This is a genomic window from Kribbella sindirgiensis, assembly GCF_004331435.1.
In the GTDB taxonomy this organism is placed as follows: domain Bacteria; phylum Actinomycetota; class Actinomycetes; order Propionibacteriales; family Kribbellaceae; genus Kribbella; species Kribbella sindirgiensis.
In genome coordinates, this window is the sequence record NZ_SJKA01000023.1 from 55,493 (window position 1) to 73,073 (window position 17,581).

22 protein-coding genes are annotated in these 17,581 nt (G+C 68.9%); 14 read left to right on the top strand and 8 right to left on the bottom strand.

All coding sequences use genetic code 11. The features are described from left to right. Nucleotides 1-65 precede the first annotated feature (65 nt). On the top strand, nt 66-242 hold the full coding sequence (locus tag E0H50_RS38180; protein WP_238151632.1) for a hypothetical protein: 177 nt from the start codon (nt 66-68) through the stop codon (nt 240-242). Between the two features lie 96 nt (nt 243-338). Here E0H50_RS38180 and E0H50_RS43315 read toward each other — a convergent pair whose 3' ends face one another. Next, nucleotides 339-494, bottom strand: a complete 156-nt coding sequence (locus tag E0H50_RS43315) for a hypothetical protein (protein WP_165546543.1) — start codon at nt 492-494, stop codon at nt 339-341. A gap of 117 nt (nt 495-611) precedes the next feature. On the opposite strand from E0H50_RS43315, the gene E0H50_RS38185 reads away from it, so the two are divergent. From E0H50_RS38185 to E0H50_RS38195, 3 genes are all read left to right on the top strand, one after another. Next, nucleotides 612-1,148 carry a hypothetical protein gene (locus tag E0H50_RS38185; protein WP_238151633.1) on the top strand — a complete coding sequence of 179 codons (537 nt, stop codon included), beginning with the start codon at nt 612-614 and terminating at the stop codon, nt 1,146-1,148. Nucleotides 1,149-1,217: 69 nt separating this feature from the next. Next, the gene (locus E0H50_RS38190) at nt 1,218-2,450 is read left to right on the top strand and encodes an exonuclease domain-containing protein (protein WP_131296029.1); all 1,233 of its coding nucleotides are present in this window, start codon (nt 1,218-1,220) and stop codon (nt 2,448-2,450) included. A 10-nt stretch (nt 2,451-2,460) separates the two neighbouring features. Beyond that, a complete protein-coding gene (locus E0H50_RS38195) occupies nt 2,461-2,982 on the top strand; it encodes an orotate phosphoribosyltransferase (RefSeq protein WP_131296030.1) in 522 nt (173 codons plus the stop codon). Here E0H50_RS38195 and E0H50_RS38200 read toward each other — a convergent pair. Next, nucleotides 2,979-3,920, bottom strand: coding sequence for a helix-turn-helix domain-containing protein (locus E0H50_RS38200; protein ID WP_131296031.1), 942 nt, complete (start codon nt 3,918-3,920; stop codon nt 2,979-2,981). The two genes, E0H50_RS38195 and E0H50_RS38200, sit on opposite strands and share 4 nt — an antisense overlap. Nucleotides 3,921-4,062: 142 nt before the next feature. On the opposite strand from E0H50_RS38200, the gene E0H50_RS38205 reads away from it, so the two are divergent. Next, nucleotides 4,063-4,857 (top strand): alpha/beta hydrolase, encoded by a 795-nt coding sequence (locus E0H50_RS38205; protein WP_131296032.1) that lies wholly within the window; start codon nt 4,063-4,065, stop codon nt 4,855-4,857. Next, nucleotides 4,854-5,633, top strand: coding sequence for an MBL fold metallo-hydrolase (locus tag E0H50_RS38210; RefSeq protein ID WP_131296033.1), 780 nt, complete (start codon nt 4,854-4,856; stop codon nt 5,631-5,633). The genes E0H50_RS38205 and E0H50_RS38210 overlap by 4 nt, the downstream gene beginning before the upstream one ends. Nucleotides 5,634-5,636: 3 nt before the next feature. Here E0H50_RS38210 and E0H50_RS38215 read toward each other — a convergent pair whose 3' ends face one another. Both E0H50_RS38215 and E0H50_RS38220 read right to left on the bottom strand, forming a co-directional pair. Beyond that, nucleotides 5,637-5,891, bottom strand: a complete 255-nt coding sequence (locus E0H50_RS38215; RefSeq protein ID WP_131296034.1) for a hypothetical protein — start codon at nt 5,889-5,891, stop codon at nt 5,637-5,639. Nucleotides 5,892-5,952: 61 nt separating this feature from the next. Then, entirely contained in the window at nt 5,953-6,441 is a 489-nt protein-coding gene (locus E0H50_RS38220; RefSeq protein ID WP_131296035.1) for an FBP domain-containing protein, read from the bottom strand. Between the two features lie 153 nt (nt 6,442-6,594). Between E0H50_RS38220 and E0H50_RS38225 the strand changes: the two genes are divergently transcribed. Continuing rightward, the gene (locus E0H50_RS38225; protein WP_131296036.1) at nt 6,595-7,146 is read left to right on the top strand and encodes a YceI family protein; all 552 of its coding nucleotides are present in this window, start codon (nt 6,595-6,597) and stop codon (nt 7,144-7,146) included. 103 nt (nt 7,147-7,249) lie between these two features. Here E0H50_RS38225 and E0H50_RS38230 read toward each other — a convergent pair whose 3' ends face one another. Further along, nucleotides 7,250-7,738: a hypothetical protein gene (locus tag E0H50_RS38230; protein WP_131296037.1), complete on the bottom strand. Its 489-nt coding sequence runs from the start codon at nt 7,736-7,738 to the stop codon at nt 7,250-7,252. A 273-nt stretch (nt 7,739-8,011) separates the two neighbouring features. Further along, nucleotides 8,012-8,545, bottom strand: a complete 534-nt coding sequence (locus E0H50_RS38240) for a hypothetical protein (protein WP_238151634.1) — start codon at nt 8,543-8,545, stop codon at nt 8,012-8,014. 228 nt (nt 8,546-8,773) lie between these two features. On the opposite strand from E0H50_RS38240, the gene E0H50_RS38245 reads away from it, so the two are divergent. Genes E0H50_RS38245 through pgm form a run of 6 tightly spaced genes read left to right on the top strand, consistent with a single transcriptional unit; the run spans nt 8,774 to nt 14,670 of the window. Then, the gene (locus E0H50_RS38245) at nt 8,774-9,331 is read left to right on the top strand and encodes a hypothetical protein (protein ID WP_131296039.1); all 558 of its coding nucleotides are present in this window, start codon (nt 8,774-8,776) and stop codon (nt 9,329-9,331) included. A 25-nt stretch (nt 9,332-9,356) separates the two neighbouring features. Then, on the top strand, nt 9,357-10,526 hold the full coding sequence (locus E0H50_RS38250; RefSeq protein ID WP_131296040.1) for a sensor histidine kinase: 1,170 nt from the start codon (nt 9,357-9,359) through the stop codon (nt 10,524-10,526). Nucleotides 10,527-10,536: 10 nt separating this feature from the next. Further along, nucleotides 10,537-11,166 carry a LuxR C-terminal-related transcriptional regulator gene (locus E0H50_RS38255; protein ID WP_475009287.1) on the top strand — a complete coding sequence of 210 codons (630 nt, stop codon included), beginning with the start codon at nt 10,537-10,539 and terminating at the stop codon, nt 11,164-11,166. A gap of 4 nt (nt 11,167-11,170) precedes the next feature. After that, nucleotides 11,171-11,527, top strand: coding sequence for an MmcQ/YjbR family DNA-binding protein (locus E0H50_RS38260; protein ID WP_131296042.1), 357 nt, complete (start codon nt 11,171-11,173; stop codon nt 11,525-11,527). Nucleotides 11,528-11,554: 27 nt separating this feature from the next. Further along, complete coding sequence (locus E0H50_RS38265; RefSeq protein WP_131296083.1) at nt 11,555-13,024, top strand: fused MFS/spermidine synthase; 1,470 nt, start codon at nt 11,555-11,557, stop codon at nt 13,022-13,024. A 23-nt stretch (nt 13,025-13,047) separates the two neighbouring features. Then, nucleotides 13,048-14,670: a phosphoglucomutase (alpha-D-glucose-1,6-bisphosphate-dependent) gene (gene pgm, locus E0H50_RS38270; protein ID WP_131296043.1), complete on the top strand. Its 1,623-nt coding sequence runs from the start codon at nt 13,048-13,050 to the stop codon at nt 14,668-14,670. Here pgm and E0H50_RS38275 read toward each other — a convergent pair. Together E0H50_RS38275 and E0H50_RS38280 are read right to left on the bottom strand one after the other, a co-directional pair. Then, nucleotides 14,667-15,041: a DUF3037 domain-containing protein gene (locus tag E0H50_RS38275; protein ID WP_131296044.1), complete on the bottom strand. Its 375-nt coding sequence runs from the start codon at nt 15,039-15,041 to the stop codon at nt 14,667-14,669. The two genes, pgm and E0H50_RS38275, sit on opposite strands and share 4 nt — an antisense overlap. Further along, the gene (locus tag E0H50_RS38280; RefSeq protein ID WP_131296045.1) at nt 15,038-15,775 is read right to left on the bottom strand and encodes a HipA family kinase; all 738 of its coding nucleotides are present in this window, start codon (nt 15,773-15,775) and stop codon (nt 15,038-15,040) included. The genes E0H50_RS38275 and E0H50_RS38280 overlap by 4 nt, the downstream gene beginning before the upstream one ends. A gap of 41 nt (nt 15,776-15,816) precedes the next feature. Here E0H50_RS38280 and E0H50_RS38285 point away from each other — a divergent pair, with 41 nt between their 5' ends. Further along, nucleotides 15,817-16,872 (top strand): carboxylate-amine ligase, encoded by a 1,056-nt coding sequence (locus E0H50_RS38285; RefSeq protein WP_131296046.1) that lies wholly within the window; start codon nt 15,817-15,819, stop codon nt 16,870-16,872. Nucleotides 16,873-17,581: the final 709 nt, after the last annotated feature.

Sequence of the window (17,581 nt, forward strand, 5' to 3'; positions counted from 1 at the left end):
GATGGTTCCCCGCCTACTGCGGGGCACTCGGCACGGCACCTCGCCGCACGGGTGCAAAGGCCACGATGCTCCGCCTCGTGTTCGGGCACAGCCACATTCCGTGGGACACGACCGCGCCCGGCGGGCTCCGGCTGCTGAACCCGGGGTCGCCGACCGATCGCAGGCGGCAGCCGTACTGCACTTACCAGACCGCGACGATCACCGCCGGCCGACTGCAACAGGTTGCCTTGCGCAACCTTTAAGTTGCGTACTGCAACGACCGCGGCCGGGCGGACGTGGACGGCGCCGTACCACCGAGTTACGGCGCACCACGACTGCCCGGCCGGTTGTCGCCAGGGTCAGGCGTTGGCTGCTTCCTTGACCCGGGTCTTGAGGCGATCGCGGACCTCTTCCGGCGTGTACGCACGGCGCTTCCGCTCGCCCCGGGCGATCACGACCCCCGTCGCGGCGACGCCGACGAGTCCCGCAAGCCCTACCACCTTCCATACCTTCATGCCGACTAACCTAGCGACGTGACCAGCCGGATTTCACTGGATGACGCTACGGAACTGACACGAACAGGTGACATTTGGCTGTTCCGCGGTGGGAGCGCCGCGGATCGCGCCATTCAGATGACCACCAACAGCCCGGTCAACCACGTCGGGATGGCGGTCGTCGTCGAGGACCTCCCGCCGCTGATGTGGCACGCGGAGCTGGGTCGCTCGCTCCCGGACATGTGGACCGGCCAGCACCAGCGCGGTGCGCAGCTGCACAACCTGCGCGACGCGGTGCTGGTGTGGGCCCGCAAGTACGGTCAGCAAGCCTGGCTGCGGCAGCTCGATCATCCCGTCACGCGGGAGATGGAGGACGCGGTACTGCGGACCGTCGCCCGCCTGGACGGTACGCCGTTCCCGTCGACGGCCCGGCTCGCGTCGCGCTGGGTCCGCGGACGGGTGCCGGCGATTCGTCGCGGATCGCGTGAGCTCGAGCTGGAGTCGGCGTACTGCGCCGAGGTGGTCGCGGTGACGTACGAGGAAATGGGACTGCTGCGCGGGCGGAAGCTCAACTGGTACGACCCGGGGCGGTTCTGGAGCGGCGACGAACTCCAGCTGGCGCGCGGCGCGCGGCTGGGCGAGGAGATCGAGGTCCACATCCCGTCCGATACCTGACGTGACGGAAACTGTCGGCGGCGTGTGATTGGGTTGTCTCAGTCGGTCAGCGAGCCGGAGGAGGCCTGGATGTACGCCGTCATCGACACCGAGACGACCGGTCTGCTGCCGACCCATCGGCACCGGATCATCGAGATCGCTGTCGTGCTGCTGGACGCGCGTGGGCGGGTCGAGCGCGAGTGGGTGACGTTGCTGAATCCGCAACGCGATCTGGGCCCGCAGCACATTCACGGGATCCTCACCGCCGACGTGCTGGCGGCGCCGGAGTTCCGGGACATCGCACGGCAGTTGGGCGAGCTGCTCGCCGGGCGGATGGTGGTCGGGCACAACGTCGAGTTCGATCTTGGATTCCTGCGGGCCGAGTTCGCGCGGCTCGGTGTCACCGTTCCGCTGATCACCGAGCGGTCGATGTGCACGATGGCTTTGGCCGGGTATCTGCATCCGGGCGCCAAACGGACCCTCGGCGCCTGTTGCGCCGCGGCCGGGATCTCGATCGAGGGCTGGCATTCGGCGTTGGCGGACACCCGCGCGACGGCGGAGCTCTTCGCCCAGTACCTCGGGGCTTTCGCGGCACCGCCACCGTGGCAGTGGGCCTACGAGGAGGTACGTCGGCTGCGCTGGCCGGAGCTTCCGGGCACGGACGTCGCGCCGACGGTGCGACCGGTGCATGCCGGTGGTCGCCACGGCTGGATGAGTCGGCTCGTCGACCAGTTGCCACGCGTCCCGGAGCCGCCGCAGGCCGACTCGTATCTCGTCCTCCTCGACACGATCCTCGCCAACCGCGAGATCACGGCCGCGGACGCCGATCAGTTGGTGCAGGTGGCAACCGAGCTCGGGATGACACGCCCGCAGGTCGATCACCTCCATCGGTGGTACGTGTCCGCGCTGGCGACCGCGTCGTGGGGGACCGGCGAGATCTCACCCGACCAGCGCAGCGATCTCGACCAGGTCGCGATGATGCTCGGGCAGCGCGCGTCCGACGTCGACGAGGCGCTGCTCCGCGTGAGCGCCGGGAGGTACGTCGTACCGGATCGTCCTGGTGCGCGCGGGTATCCGCCGGGGAGCACGCTCGTGTTCACCGGCGACATGGTCCAGCCGCGCGAGGTGTGGTGGGACCGGGCCGTCGCGGCCGGGTTCGTGCCTCAGGAGGCGGTCCGCCCGGACACCACGTTCGTGGTCGCCGCCGACGTGGACAGCCTGTCGGTCAAGGCCCGCGCGGCCCGCGAGTTCGGCATCCCGATCATCTCGGCCGACGACTTCCGCCGGATGCTCCCCACCACCGAGGAACGCAAGGCGGGTTAAGGTGCTCGGCGTGGAGCTTGTGGAGCTGGGCCGGCGCATCTACTCGACTGCTCATCTGACCGGGGAGTTCGTCCTGCGGTCGGGGCAGACGACGAACGAGTACTTCGACAAGTACCGGTTCGAGGCTGACCCGGTGCTGCTGGACACGGTCGCAGAGGCGATGGTTCCGCTGGTGCCCGCGGGCACCGAGGTGCTGGCCGGTCTGGAGATGGGCGGGATCCCGGTGGTGACCGCGCTCGCGCGTCATACCGGTTTGCCATGCGCGTTCGTCCGCAAGCAGGCAAAGCCGTACGGGACCGCCCGGCTCGCCGAGGGTGCTGAGATTGCCGGCCGAGTGGTGACGATCGTCGAGGACGTGGTCACCACGGGCGGCCAGATCGTGCTGTCCACCACCGAGCTCCGCGCGCTCGGCGCCAACATCACCGACGCCCTGTGCGTCATCAACCGCAACCCGGACACCCCCGCCCCACTCACCGAAGCCGGCCTGACCCTGCACGCCCTTCTCAAGAGCGAAGACCTCTCCGAGGGTTAACTGCTGCGCCACTCGCGCGGGGTGACACCGTAAGCCCGGCGGAAGCGTCGGGTGAAGTGGGCCGCGTCGTCGAATCCCCAGCGTGCCGCGATGACCGCGACCGGGAGGTGCCGGCTCGCCGGATCGGTGAGTTGCCGCGCGGCGCCCTTCAGCCGCTCCGTGATCAGCCACTGTTCGAGGCTGCGGTGATGCTCGGCGAACAGCTTGTACAGGTAACGGACCGACACGTTGTGGGCCGCCGCGATCTGCGCGGGACCGAGCGCCGGATCCCGCAGATGCCGCCGCATGTACCAAGTGATGCGAGAGAACAGTACGTCGGCCAGCGCGGGCGGCTCGCTGTCGCCGTCCGCGGCGGATGTGAGCAATGCGCGGACGAGCTGCGTGGTGGCGTCGCCGATCATCGCGGCCGACGGAGTGTCGTGCAGCGACTCGAGGATCCCCGGCAGCGCGGTGAGATGGTTCAGGACGAGGTCGTACACCGGGCTGCTCGGCAGCCGGGAAGCCGCCGCACGGATCGTCTCGACGCTGAGCCCGAGATCTGCGTAGTCGATCTGGAACGCCTGCGACGCGCCGATCCCGCTCCAGGCGAAGTCGTACGGCGCGGTGAGGTCGACGAGCATCAGCTCACCGGTCCGGACCCGCCGATCGTGGCCGCCCTGACTGAACACGCCTGACCCGGTCACCTGCACCGCGAGGGCCAGGCGCTCCGGGCCGCCGATGCGGACATGCTTCGGCGTCCGGACGAGACGGATCCCGGAGCCCTCGTTGCGGAACAGGTCCGGGGTGCCGAGCTGCCAGAAGTCCATCCGTGCGTGGACGTCGCCACCCGGGTCCTCGTGCTCGACGCGCGACGGCACGCTCGCGGACATCATCGCCGAGTAGAACGCCTCGGCCCGGTCCCGCCGCGGCAGCACAGCGGTATTGAGCAGCACGGCCATCTTGCCCCCTCCACCACCCCTGGCGATCTGGTGGGCGAACTGTGCACACACAGCCCAGATCCGTGCAGACAGATCCTACCGAGCACGACGTACCGGCCACTACGGTTTCGGCAAACCCGGTGGGAGGGAAGGGGACGCGATCATGCCTGCTGACACCATCGTGCTGGTGCACGGTTTCTGGGTGACACCGCGGAGCTGGGAGCACTGGATCAGCCACTACGAGGCGCGCGGGTTCCGCGTGCTGGCGCCGGCGTACCCGGGATTCGAGGTCGAGGTGGAGGCGTTGAACGCCGACCCCGGGCCGATCCTGAAGGTGACCGTACCGGCCATCATCGAGCACCTCGAGTCGGTGATCCGCGAACTCGATCAGCCGCCGATCATCATCGGTCACTCGGCCGGCGGGGCGTTCACGCAGATCCTGCTCGACCACGGCTGCGGCGCCGCCGGGGTCGCGATGAACTCGGCGCCGACCGAAGGCGTCAAGGTGGTGCCGTTGTCGCAGGTGAAGTCGACGTTCCCGGTGCTGAAGAGCCCGGCGAACCGGCACAAGGCGATCCCGCTGTCCTTCGACGAGTGGAAGTACGCGTTCACGAACACGTTCGACGACGACGAGGCCCGGGCGCTGTACGAGCGGTACGCCATCCCGGCGAACGGCGGGATCCTGTGGGGCAGTGTGCTGGCGAACTTCCAGCCCGGTCACCAGGACACCTGGGTCGACTACCGCAACGACGCCCGCGCGCCGCTGCTGTTCGTCTCCGGTTCCGAGGACCACATCATGCCGCCCGAGGTCCAGCGCTCGAACGCGAAGCACTACAAGTCGAACACGATCACCGAGATCCGTGAGTACGACGGGTACGCGCATCTCCTGCCCGCGCAGAAGGGGTGGGAGCGGATCGCGGACGAGGTCCTCGACTGGGCTGTGCAGCACGCGTCGTGAGCGAGGCGCGGATCACCCACATCGGCGGTCCGACGACATTGATCGAGGTCGACGGCTGGCGGCTGCTCACCGACCCGACGTTCGACCCACCGGGCCGGCGCTACGCGTTCGGCTGGGGCTCGGCGTCCCGGAAGCTGGTGGGACCGGCGGTCGCGGTCGACGAGTTGCCACCGGTCGACGCCGTACTGCTCACACACGACCAGCACGCGGACAACCTGGACGACGCCGGGCGGGCCCTGCTGCCGTCGGTCGGGGCGGTGGTCACGACCGCGAGCGGTGCCAAGCGGCTCGGAGGCGGTGCGGTCGGGTTGCTGCCGTGGGCCGTTCACACCCTACGGCGGAGCGGCCTGCCGCCGCTGGAGATCACTGCGACGCCCTGCCGGCACGGGCCGCCGCTCAGCCGTCGGATCACCGGTGATGTCGTCGGCTTCGCTCTGCGGTGGCCGGGGCAGGAGCACGGCGTCCTGTGGATCACCGGAGACTCGGTGCTGTACGGCGGTCTGCGGCAGGTCGGCACGCGCTTCGACGTGGGTACGGTGCTGCTGCACCTCGGCGGCGTGCAGTTCGGAGTCAGCGGCCCGCTGCGGTACACGATGACCGGCGCGGACGGCGTGGAGTTGTGTTCGCTGCTCAAGCCGCGCACGGTCGTCCCGGTGCACTACGAGGGCTGGAGCCACTTCCGTCAGGGGCGTGACGGCGTCGAAGCGGCGTTCTCGACTGCGGGGCCGGAACTCAGCTGGCTCGACCTCGGAAAGCCGGGAACGGTGCTGGTCTAGGCCCTAGTCCTCGTTGGGGAGGGACTCGATTTCGAAGCGGAGTTGTTTGCCGGAGCGGATGCGTTCGATCGCGGACAGGCAGGCGTCGTCGCTCATCTCGACGCCGATCTCGCCGAGCTTGTGGCGCAGCACCCGGGCCGCGTCCTCGGCGGAACGGGCGCTGGACTCGTTGATCGCCTCGATCGTGGTGGCGGTGAGCCGCTCGCGAATGTCCGGGTGCGTCTGGTGGATCTCGTGAGTGATCCGGAACTCGGTCATCGCGCTCTCCCTGGTGCTCCCCGCGCCGATTTGTGCACCCCCAAGACTAGTGCGCCGGACCTCAGCCGAGGACTCGCTGAACGAAACTCTCCAGGCGAGTCGCGAGACGTTCCGCCCGTACGTCCGGACCGGCTGTTTCGCCCTGCGGCAGGTCGAGTTCCTTCAGGCCGCGGATGTACAGCGAGCAGGCCAGGTCGGCGCAGATGTACATGCCGACCGTGTTGCCCTCCCGCCCGGCCGAACCCGCCCGCCGGGCCACGAACAGCGCGACGTCGCTGACGTGGTGCGCGGTGTTGCACAGGTCGCACAGTCCGGCGAACCGGCGCGCGGCGCCCGACGTCTGCGTGCTGACCGCGATCCCGGTGACACCCGACTCCCGTCGTACGACGAGGTACCCGCGGTTCGGCGCCTTGCCGTCGCGCCAGCCGAGGAAGTCCAACGGCTCCCAGTCCAGCTCCGCGAACCTCGCCGGCAGCGCCATCGCCTTGACCTGGCTCTTGGACGAATTGACGAACGAGCGCCTGATGTCCTCGGCGCTGAGCGGTTCCACGACGGTCCTCCGATCCTCGACCACACATGAGACAAGGCGGGCCGCGCGCGGCGCAAGCGGATTTGGGACACGCCGGGGCGGAGTGGACTTCCGAGCGTTAAGGGTGAACTCTGTACTATCTAAACTTCAACTACCTTTCTGGAGGAATCCGCGATGTCCAGCGAGTACGCCGCCCTCAGCGGTGACTACACCCTCGACGCCTCCCACACCCGGATCGGCTTCAGCGCCCGGCATGCGATGGTGACCAAGGTTCGGGGCGCGTTCGACGAGTTCGAGGGCTCGTTCCACATCGACGGCGAGAACCCGGCGAACTCGTCCGGGAAGGTGACGATCCAGGCGAAGAGCATCAACACGCGCAACAGCCAGCGCGACGAGCACCTGCGCAGCAACGACTTCCTCGCGATGGACGAGAACCCGGAGATCACGTTCGTGTCGACCGCGGTGAAGGCGGCCGGCGACGCCGAGTTCGTGGTGACCGGTGACCTGTCGATCCGCGGCGTCACCAAGTCGGTCGACGTCACCTTCGAGTACACCGGCGCGGCGACCGACCCGTTCGGCAACCAGCGGGTCGGCCTCGAGGGCTCGGTCGTGATCAACCGCAAGGACTTCGGCGTCAGCTGGAACGCGGCGCTCGAGGGCGGCGGCGTCCTGGTCAGCGAGAAGGTCACGCTGGAGCTCGAGGTCTCGGCGATCAAGAACGCCTGACAGAGAACAAGCGCCGGGGACTTGGGACAGCTCATGCGCTGTTCCAAGTCCCCGCGGCCTGTTCTGGGTTCCGGGCGCGGATGCCGGGCGGCGGGTGCGTGGGTCAGGCGTGGCGGGTGGTTTGCTGGAGGAGCGACTCGACGGCCTGGCGGAGTTCGGTGTCGTGGTGCGGGCCGGACCAGACCAGGATGCGGCCCTTGTCGCCGAGCTTGGTGCTGATCAGGTCGCGCGCGGGCGTGGGGTCGCCCTGGTTCACCAGTACGACGAGACGCCGGCCGTCGCGCTGCAGCCGGTCGAGCAGTGGCGGGAGGGTCGAGCCGCGGAACAGGCCGGGGTCGCTCTTGACCTTCGTCTCGATCATCACGCCGCGGCCGCGGACCACCAGCAGGAAGTCGGCGCGGTCCCGGGTGAACTCGCGGTCGTGGTAGATCCGCGCCTTCGGCCACAGGCGTTGCAGCGCCGCGTCGACCTCGGCGTCGTACCGCGCCGAGAGCCGGCTGATCCTGGAACTGGTACCTCGCGGCCGGAACGATTCCGGCGTACGGCGGCGGCTGCGGAACGGCAGCCAACGCCCGATACTCGTGTCGATCATCGGTGGACCCCTCGACCCGGGGCGTGTCTCCCGGTCCCACGCCTACTGCGGGGCACTCGGCACGGCACCTCGCCGCACGGGTGCGAAGGCCACGATGCTCCGCATCGAGACCTTCGCCCCCGCACGCCGATGCACCGCACCGAGCACCTCCTCGCGACGGCGTGGGACCGGGAGACACGCCCAGTCCGGCACTTGTCAGTGAGTCTGCCCGGGCCGGCGCGGGGGAATCCGGAGGCCGCGCAATCGTGATCCCACTGCCATAAAGCTGGGGGTTCAGCAGGCGTTCGGGGTGGTGGTGCCGCCGTCGACGATCCAGCGGGACTGCTGGTTGAGGACGCGCATCTGGTCGAGCCAGCGGGTCGGGGTGGTGTTCGGGAGGACGCCGCGACCACGGGCGTTCACAGTGCGGGCCGCCGAGGTGTCGTAGCAGGCACTGACGATGACGCCGTTCGCAGCCAGCGTGCGCTTGGCCCAGAGCACCTTGGTGTTGCCGGTGTTGCGCAGCTTGCGGGTCCGGAAGTACTTCGCCTGCGCGCTGATCGCCTGGAACATCGCGGGCGTCATCACCGGCTCGAGTTGCTTGGTCTTGCCGCCGCCGCTGCGCATCATCACGTCGAGCGCGACGCGGTACGAGTAGTACGCGTTCAGTACGGGGTCGTCGGAGCCGACCGCCTCGTCGGTGGTCGTGGTCCGAGCCGCCTTGTGCGCCGGTGGGGCTGCCGCGGCGACATTGCTGTCGGTCTCGTTGCCGCAGCCGGGGAGCAGCAAAACCGGGGTCAGCGTGGCGGTCACAGCCAGGTTCCGCATGCGCATGGTGTCCGAGTACCTCCTGTTGGACTCACCGCTCGCGCCGGCGACGTAGCACGTCTTCGGCACTGACCGTGTAACGCGGCGACACGCATCGTGGTCACTGTGACCTGGATCACAGGCGACCCCCTACCGGGGTACCGGTTCCGAATCGGCTCCCTGGCGGGAGGTGTGGACGCCCGGGAATTCCTAGCCTCGATCTCAGGACTTGAGACCGAGGAGATGACCATGACGGACCTACTCACCCGCCCCAGGGCACACAGCGACGGCCGCGACCGGAGCGTCGAGTGGCCGCGGCGCCTGGGCCGTTCACTCGTGTACGGCGCTCTGCTGGTGCCGATCGGCATGCAGACGATGGCGGACGCGATGCTGGGCGAGCAGGGGACCGCAGCGAGGCGCTGGCGCCGTCACGGCGCAGGTGAGGCGCAGTCGATGAGCACTGCGCGGACGTTCGGGTACGGGCTGCTCAGTGCGGTGCTCGGACTGACGTGCTGGTTCGTGATGCTGCTGATCGTGCTGGCGGTGGTCCGCGGGCCGTTCTGGGGTTTCGTCGAGCACGGTCCGGTACAGCCGGGGACCTGGGGTGGGCCGACGCGAGCCGGCGCGTGGGCGGCGCACGGCTTGATCGCCGTACCGTGCATCGTCGTGTTCCTGTTCGTGCTGCGCGGCGTTGCGGCTTTGCAGCGGCTCCTGGTGCAGGGAACGCGCAGCTGGGTGCTTCCGGCAACTATCGTGCTGGCGGCCGGCAGCCTGGCGTTTTTCTGGTCCTGGCTGCAGCAGCTGTGAGTAAGGTCCAACCGTGCAGATACCGATGAGGCGGCCCTGGGGAGCCGGGCTGGCCGTCGCAGCGCTGCTCGTGCTGACCGTCATGGATCTCGCACAGCACTACGACGTACCGGTCGCGGCTGTGCTGACTTTGGCGATCGCACGGGCGCTGTCCCTGAGCCTGTCGTGGCTGCGGCCGCGGGCGGCGGTGGCGGTCTCGCTCGTCACCACTGCTGTGATGGCTGCGCTGACCACGCCAGTTGGCCCGAGTGAACCGTGGCCGTGGGGTACGACGTCGGCGTTCGGGCATTCGCTCGTCATCGCGATCGCTGGCGCGCGTGGACTCGGCCGACGGGAGCTGGTCGGCTGGTGGGTGGCGACTCAGGCGCTGGGGGTCGTTGCGCTCGGGGTGGCACCGGACCGTGGCAGCTGGCCCGGTCTGATCACCATGACTGTCCTGTCGGGCGTAGCGGTCGTGGTCGGCGACCTGCTCCGTTCACGGGCCGACACCAACCGTCGACTTGTCGAGCAGGAGACGATCAGCAAGGCCGAGCGTGCAGAACGCGAGCGGCTGCAGGAGCGGGCCAGGATCGCGCGCGAGCTGCACGACGTCGTGGCCCATCACCTGTCGGTGGTGGTGGTTCGCGCGGACAGTGCGCCGCACCGGTTGCCCGACGTACCGGACGCTGTCCGTGAGGAGTTCACGGGCATCGCCAACGAGGCACGGGCTTCGCTGACCGAGATGCGTCGCGTACTGCGGCTGCTGCGCGAGCCGGTCGAGCAACCCGAGACAGGACCGCAGCCTGGTCTGGACCAGGTGGCCGAGCTCGTCGAGAGCACACGGCGAGCGGGAGCGGATGTACGGCTGGTGGGTGATGTGCCGACCGGGTTGGACCCTGCTGTCGAGCTGACGGCGTACCGCGTTGTGCAGGAAGGGCTCAGCAACGCGGTACGGCACGCACTGCACGCGGCCGTGGAGGTAGCGGTACGGCGTACTGCGGGCCAGCTGGAGGTGACCGTGCAGAACGAGAAGCCGCCGCGGCCCGTCGTACCGGCGCCCGGGAGTGGTCATGGGCTGACTGGGATGCGGGAGCGTGTGGCCCTCGTCGACGGGACTGTGAGCACTGGCCCGACCCCTCAAGGCGGTTACCTGGTGCGGGCGTTCATTCCAGTGGCAGAGGAGGTGGAGAGTGCCGATCAAGGTCTTGGTGGTTGACGATCAGGAGATGGTGCGGGCCGGGTTCAGCGCGCTGCTGGACGCGCAGCCCGACATCGAGGTCGTGGGACAGGCCGGCGACGGCGCCCGGGCCGTCGAGCTGGCCGCCGACTTGACGCCGGACGTGATTCTCATGGACGTCCGGATGCCGGTGCTCGACGGGCTCGCCGCGACGCAGCGCATCCTCGCCGACTCGACGCCTGGTGGGCCGCCGCGGGTCGTGATGTTGACGACGTTCGACCTGGACGATTACGTGTACGCCGCTCTCCGCGCCGGTGCGAGCGGGTTCTTGCTGAAGCACTCCACCCCGGACGAGCTGGCCGCAGCAGTACGGGTCGTCGCGGCCGGTGACGCGCTGCTGGCGCCGTCCGTCACCCGGCGACTGGTAGAGGACTTCGCTCGCGCGCAGCCCGTCGTACCGACCACACCGGTCCGGCTGACGCCGCGAGAGACCGACGTACTGCGGCTGGTCGCACGTGGGCTGTCCAACCGGCAGATCGCCGACGAACTGGTGCTGGCCGAGCAGACCGTGAAGACGCACGTCAGCAACATCCTGACCAAGCTGGACCTGCGTGACCGTGCACAGGCAGTCGTTTACGCGTATGAGGCGGGTGTCGTGATCCCTGGTCCGCGACACTGAGTAGATGGATGTTCTCGAACGCGTACGCAGCCTGTGTCTCGCCCTACCCGAGGTGACCGAGCGGCCGAGTCACGGTGAGCCCACCTGGTTCGTCCGGGACAAGAAGACCTTCGTGATGTACGCCGACCACCACCACGACGACCGCCTCGGTGTGTGGATGGCGGCGCCGCCCGGTGTGCAGGAGTCGCTCGTCGCGGACGATCCCGAGCACTTCTACCGGCCGCCGTACGTCGGACACCGCGGCTGGCTCGGCGTCTACCTGGACGTCGACGTGGACTGGGGGCACTTCGAGGACCTGGTCGAGACGGCTTACCGGCAGATAGCCCCCAAGACCCTGATCGCCCGCCTCGACGAGGTCTGACGGTTATATAGGGTTACCGGGGTGCACATGGGTGAAGGTGGGCCGGTTGGTCAGAAGCTGGCGATTGCGCTGGCGTTCGGGAGTTCGGCCGCCGTCATGGTGCTGGAGCTCGTCTCGCTGCGGCTGGTGGCGCCGTACATCGGGCTGACGCTGGAGACGAACACAGCGGTCATCGGAGTCGCGCTGGCGGCGATCGCGACCGGTGCGGCGCTGGGTGGGCGGTTCGCGGACGTGGTGCCGCCGCAGCGGACGCTCGGCCCGCTGTTCCTGCTCAGCGGGGCGCTGGTGATGCTGATCCTCCCGGTGGTCCGCTGGACGGGTGAAGCGCTCCGGGGAGGCGGAAACGAGTTGGTGTTCCTGGTGCTCGCCGTGACGCTGTTCGCGCCCGCGTCGCTCCTGGCGGCGGTCACGCCGATGGTGACGAAGCTACGGCTGGACTCGCTCGCGCAGACCGGTACCGTCGTCGGCCGCCTGTCCGCGTACGCCACCGTCGGCGGCATCGTCGGCACTGTGCTGACGGGCTTCGTGTTCGTGGCGACCGTGCCGACCAGCACGATCATTCTGACCTTGGGCGCCACACTGGTGGTCGTCGGAGCCGCGCTGACGTTCCTGTTGCGTGGAGTGCAGGCCGCGGTGAAGCCGGTCGCTCTCGCGGTCGTCGGCGCCACATTGACCCTCGTCGCGCCACGGCCGTGTGAGGTCGAGACGGCGTACCACTGTGCTCGTGTGGTCGCGGACCCGAACCGGGAGAGCGGGCGGACGCTGTACCTCGACCAGGCGCGGCACTCGTACGTCGACCTGAAGGACCCGACCTACCTGGAGTTCGAGTACATCAAGAGCTTCGCGGCCGCTATCAACGGCACCTGGGCCGAGGGGCAGCCGCTGAACGCACTGCACGTCGGCGGTGGCGGCCTGACCATGCCGCGGTACCTCACGGCGACGCGGCCCGGCAGTAAGCACCAGGTGTACGAGATCGACAAAGCGGTCGTGGAGCTCGACAAGCGGGAGCTCGGCGTCCAGACCGGACCGGACCTGGTCGTGACTGTGGAGGACGGCCGGCTCGGCGTCCGTGACGAGGAGACGGACAGCAGAGACCTGGTCATCATGGACGCGTTCAGTGGGCTCTCCGTGCCCTGGCACCTCACCACGCGCGAGCTGGTGTCCGACGTACGACGAGTGCTGCGACCGGACGGGCTCTACTTGATCAACGTCATCGACTACGGCGCGGCCAAGTTCGCGAAAGCCGAGATCAAGACAGCGCAGGCGCAGTTCCCGTACGTCGCGGTGATCGCGCGCAAGGACGAACTGTCCGGCCACAGCGGCGGCAACTTCGTCGTGGCGGCGTCCGACAAGCCGATCGACGTACCGGGGATCGTGGGCCGGCTGGAACCGTCGATGGGTGTGCTCGACCCGCCGGACGGCTTCGTCGGCGACGCACCGGTGCTGACCGACGACTACGCGCCCGTCGACCAGCTGCTCACGCCGCACAGCGGCTGACCGTCTTGTGGTTGCATGTGGTCATGCACCCACGCGCAGGCCAGCCAGCACAGCCCGAGGACCTCGTCGACGTCGACGCCATGCTGGCGGCGTACGGAGACCTCACGCCGGACGTGGAGAACCCCGCCCAGAAGGTGGTCTTCGGTACGTCGGGCCATCGCGGCTCGAGTCTCGACAGTGCCTTCAACGAGGCACACATCCTGGCGATCACGCAGGCCATCTGCGAGTACCGGGCCGGCCAGGGTACGACGGGCCCGCTGCTCGTCGGCCGGGACAGCCACGGGCTCTCGGAGCCGGCCTGGCGGACCGTGCTCGAGGTGCTGGCCGGTAACGGAGTCCAGACGCTCGTGGACAGCGCCGACCGGCTCACGCCGACGCCCGCGGTGTCGCACGCGATCCTGCGGCTGAACCGTGGCGCGGGCGCCGACGCGGACGGCATCGTCATCACGCCGTCGCACAACCCGCCGCGCGACGGCGGCATCAAGTACAACCCGCCGCACGGTGGCCCGGCCGGCTCCGACGCGACCAGCTGGATCGCGGACCGGGCCAACCAGCTGATCGCGGCCGGCAACCGGGAGGTGCGCCGCAAGACGTTCGAGCAGGCCCGTGAGGAGGCAGGGAACTACGACTTCGTCGGGCACTACGTCGACGACCTGCCGTCGGTGCTGAACCTGGCCGCGATCCGCGACGCCGGCGTGAAGATCGGCGCCGACCCGCTCGGCGGAGCGAGCGTGGACTACTGGGCCGCGATCGCCGAACGGCACGACCTCGACCTGACCGTGGTCAACCCGCGCGTCGACCCGGCCTGGTCGTTCATGACGCTCGACCACGACGGCAAGATCCGGATGGACTGCTCCTCGCCGTACGCGATGGCCTCACTGGTCGCGCAGCGGGACAAGTACGACGTGGCGACCGGGAACGACGCGGACGCGGACCGGCACGGCATCGTCACGCCGGACGCCGGACTGATGAACCCGAACCACTACCTGGCCGTAGCGATCTCTTACCTGTTCAGCAACCGCCAGTGGGGTCCGGACGTCGCTGTGGGCAAGACACTGGTCTCGTCGTCGCTGATCGACCGTGTGGTGGGTGACCTGGGTCGTCGGCTGTGGGAGGTGCCGGTCGGCTTCAAATGGTTCGTCCCTGGTCTGGTCGACGGCTCGGTCGGCTTCGGGGGAGAGGAGTCGGCAGGTGCGAGCTTCCTGCGTTTCGACGGCACTGTGTGGACGACGGACAAGGACGGGATCCTGCTGGCGTTGCTGGCGAGTGAGATCACCGCAGTGACCGGTGAGACGCCGTCGGTCGCCCACGCCAGGCTGGTGGAGCGGTTCGGCGCGTCGGCGTACTCGCGGGTCGACGCACCGGCGACCCGTGACCAGAAGGCCAAGCTGGCCGCGCTGTCGGCGGATGCGGTGACCGCGACCGAGCTGGCCGGTGAGCCGATCGTGGCTCGGCTCACCCACGCACCTGGCAACGACGCGGCGATCGGCGGGCTGAAGGTCACCACCGAGTCGGCGTGGTTCGCTGCGCGCCCGTCGGGCACCGAGGACCTCTACAAGATCTACGGCGAGTCCTTCAAGGGCGCCGAGCACCTGGAGCAGGTCTTCGAACAGGCACGCGACGTCGTGTCCGCGGCACTCGCTTAACGCACGAACGCGTCCAGCAACCGTTCCAGGTCCGCAGCGGGATCCTCGGTGATCCCGCTGTGGATCGGCGACGGGTGTACGACGGTACTCCGGGGCGCGGCCAGCCACCGGAACCGCTCGCTGATCGTGGTGCCCGCCGCCGGACCGCCAGCTGTCTCACCAGCACAAATGGCCCGGACCTGCTCCAAAGACGCGCAGACGACGTCAACGTCCACGGCTGGATCCAGGGCTCGCAGTCGTTCGGGCTGAACGTCCCATGCGGCACCCAGGTAGTCCAGCGCCCGGCAGTAGAGCACCGCACCGACGTTGATGAACTCACCCCGCTGAATCCGCGGCGCGGCTCGCAGGATCACGTAGTCGAAGGGCTTCACGAAGCACCTCCCGGAACCCACGCGGACCGGTTTGCCAACCGCGCGACCAGGTGACCGAGGTAGCGGTCCCGATCACCTTCCTCGATCCACTGGGACGGCACGAGCGCGATGACCTCTTCGAGAAGTTCCGGTGTGATCGCGGCAGCGAGCTCTGCATCCACCTTCGCCACACCGGGTGCCGCGACCGAGAACACGTGGTCCGAGGCGTCGTACGGCAGCGCGGCGAACTTCTCCGCCGGCATCCACGAGTGGTGGAAGTACAGCGCGGCGCCGTGGTCGATCAGCCACAGGTTCTTGTGCCAGACCAGCATGTTCGTGTTCCGCCACGACCGGTCGACGTTCGCGACGAACGCGTCCAGCCAGAGGATCCGGGCCATCGCGTCGTCACCGGGGTTGCCGGCCGATCCGTCGTACCCGAAGGAACCCGGCAGGAAGTCGACGGCGAGGTTCAGCCCGGCGCTGCGGATCAGCAGTTCCTGGATCTCGAAGTCCGGCTCGGACTTCCCGATCGCCGGGTCGAGTTCGATCAGCTTCAGCTCCGGCACCCGCAGGCCGAGCCGGCGGAACAACTCACCGACGATCACCTCGGCGACCAGCGCCTTCGGACCCTGACCGGCGCCGTGGAACTTGATCACGTACGTGCCGAGGTCGTTGCCCTCGACAACACCCGGCAACGACCCTCCCTCACGCAGCGGCAACACGTACCGCGTGGCAATGACAACAGGCAAACTCACCCGGGAGACTCTAGCCGTTAGCGAGCGGGTACCGGTTCAGGATGAAGCTTCCGTCCTTCGGAGTGGAGGAAGAGCTACTCCTGGTGTCAGCGACCGGTGACCCGCTGCCACGGAGCACGGCTGTGGTCGCGGACGTGGGAGAACTGGACGTCGCGCTGGAGCTGACCAGGGCGATGGTGGAGATCAACTCGCCGGTCTGTACGACGGCCGACGAGCTCCGCGGCCACCTGCTCCGGATGCGCTCCCAACTGGCCGCCGCCGCGGCAGACGAAGGCGCCCGGCTCCTGGCGATCGCAGTGCCTCCACACGGACGGGCCGCGCAGTCGATCACCAGGAAGCCGCGGTACCAGCAGCTGGTCCGTGAGTGGGGTCTACTGGCGCGAGAGCAAGGCGTCTGCGGCTGTCACGTCCACGTGGGGGTGCCGGACAGGGAGGCCGCCATCAAGGCCAGCAACTACCTGCGCCCGTGGCTGCCTGTCCTGCTCGCTCTCAGTGCCAACTCGCCGATCTACCTTGGCCAGGACTCCGGGTTCGCCAGCTGGCGTTGGTTGATGACGACGCGCTGGCCGAGCGCCGGTCCGCCGCCGTACCTGGAGTCGGCCGAGCACTACGACGCGCTGGTCGCCATGCATCTGGCCGCCGGCACGTTGATCGACGAGCAGATGGTGTACTGGGACATCCGGCCGTCGTCGCACCTGCCGACGGTGGAGGTGCGCGTCAGTGACATCCCGCTCACGGTGGACGAGTCGGTGCTGATCGCGACCCTCGTGCGCGCCGTCGTACTCACCGCGCTGGAGGACGGGGCGAAGGGCCCGACGCTGGAGCCTGAGGTACTGCGGGCCGCGTACTGGCTGGCCGCCCGGGACGGGCTCACCGCGCGAGGCCTTGACGTCCTGAGCGCGGAGGCGATGCCGATCGCCGACGTGATCGGGCAGCTGGTGCGGTACGTCGAGCCTGCGCTGCAGATGCTGGACGCGGTCGAGCTGGTGTGCGACGGCGTCGAACGGGCGCTGCGCGACGGCAACGGTGCGATCAAACAGCGGAAGGCATTCCGTGAGGGCGACGACGTGGTCGCCCTCACGGAGATCAAGCCTTAACCGGCTGTCCGACGTGTGGGTGCGCGTGTCCAGCCCGCTCCGGCCTCGTGCAGCAGCTAGTCGTGGGACGGAACCCGGTATTACCTGTCCCCAGCCACCAGCACCCATCCTCACGCCCCACCGCCGGTCCCGCCGCCAGCCCCGCCGCCGGCCCCGCAGGGCGTCCGCCGCAGGGCGTCCGCTCGGTCGCCCTCGCCCCGTGGGCCTGTCGGTACCTGTCAAGCAGACGACGGGTCCTGCGTTGGATCTACGGGCCGGTATGACCGGGGTGGCCGAGGTGGCCAGGTTTGGGGACTACTACCCACCGGAAACGACCAGCCAGAGTCCCCAATCACCCACCGCACCAATCACCCCACCCGGACTGGTCGCCCACCGGATCGGTCGCCTCACCGGACTGGTCGCCTCACCGGGGTGGTTGCGCGGCTGGGGTCGATCGTCGCGGTCGCCCCGCCGGCGGTACTGGCCCCGGGCATTGGGCGTGGGCGCTGCCGGGCTGCGGCTCGACCAGAATGAGAGCGCCGCCGACAGACGAGTCGTCCTGCCGGTATGAGCTGCAGTTTCCCGCGGACTTGACTGACTGTGGCTGCCCGAGAGCGCGGTCAGCCACTTGTCGGGGTGTCGGCCGGGGGAACAGACACCTTCTGGGTGCTGCGGACAACGAATACCAGGTGTGAGCCCACCAGAACCTGTCCCACGGCCCCACAATTCA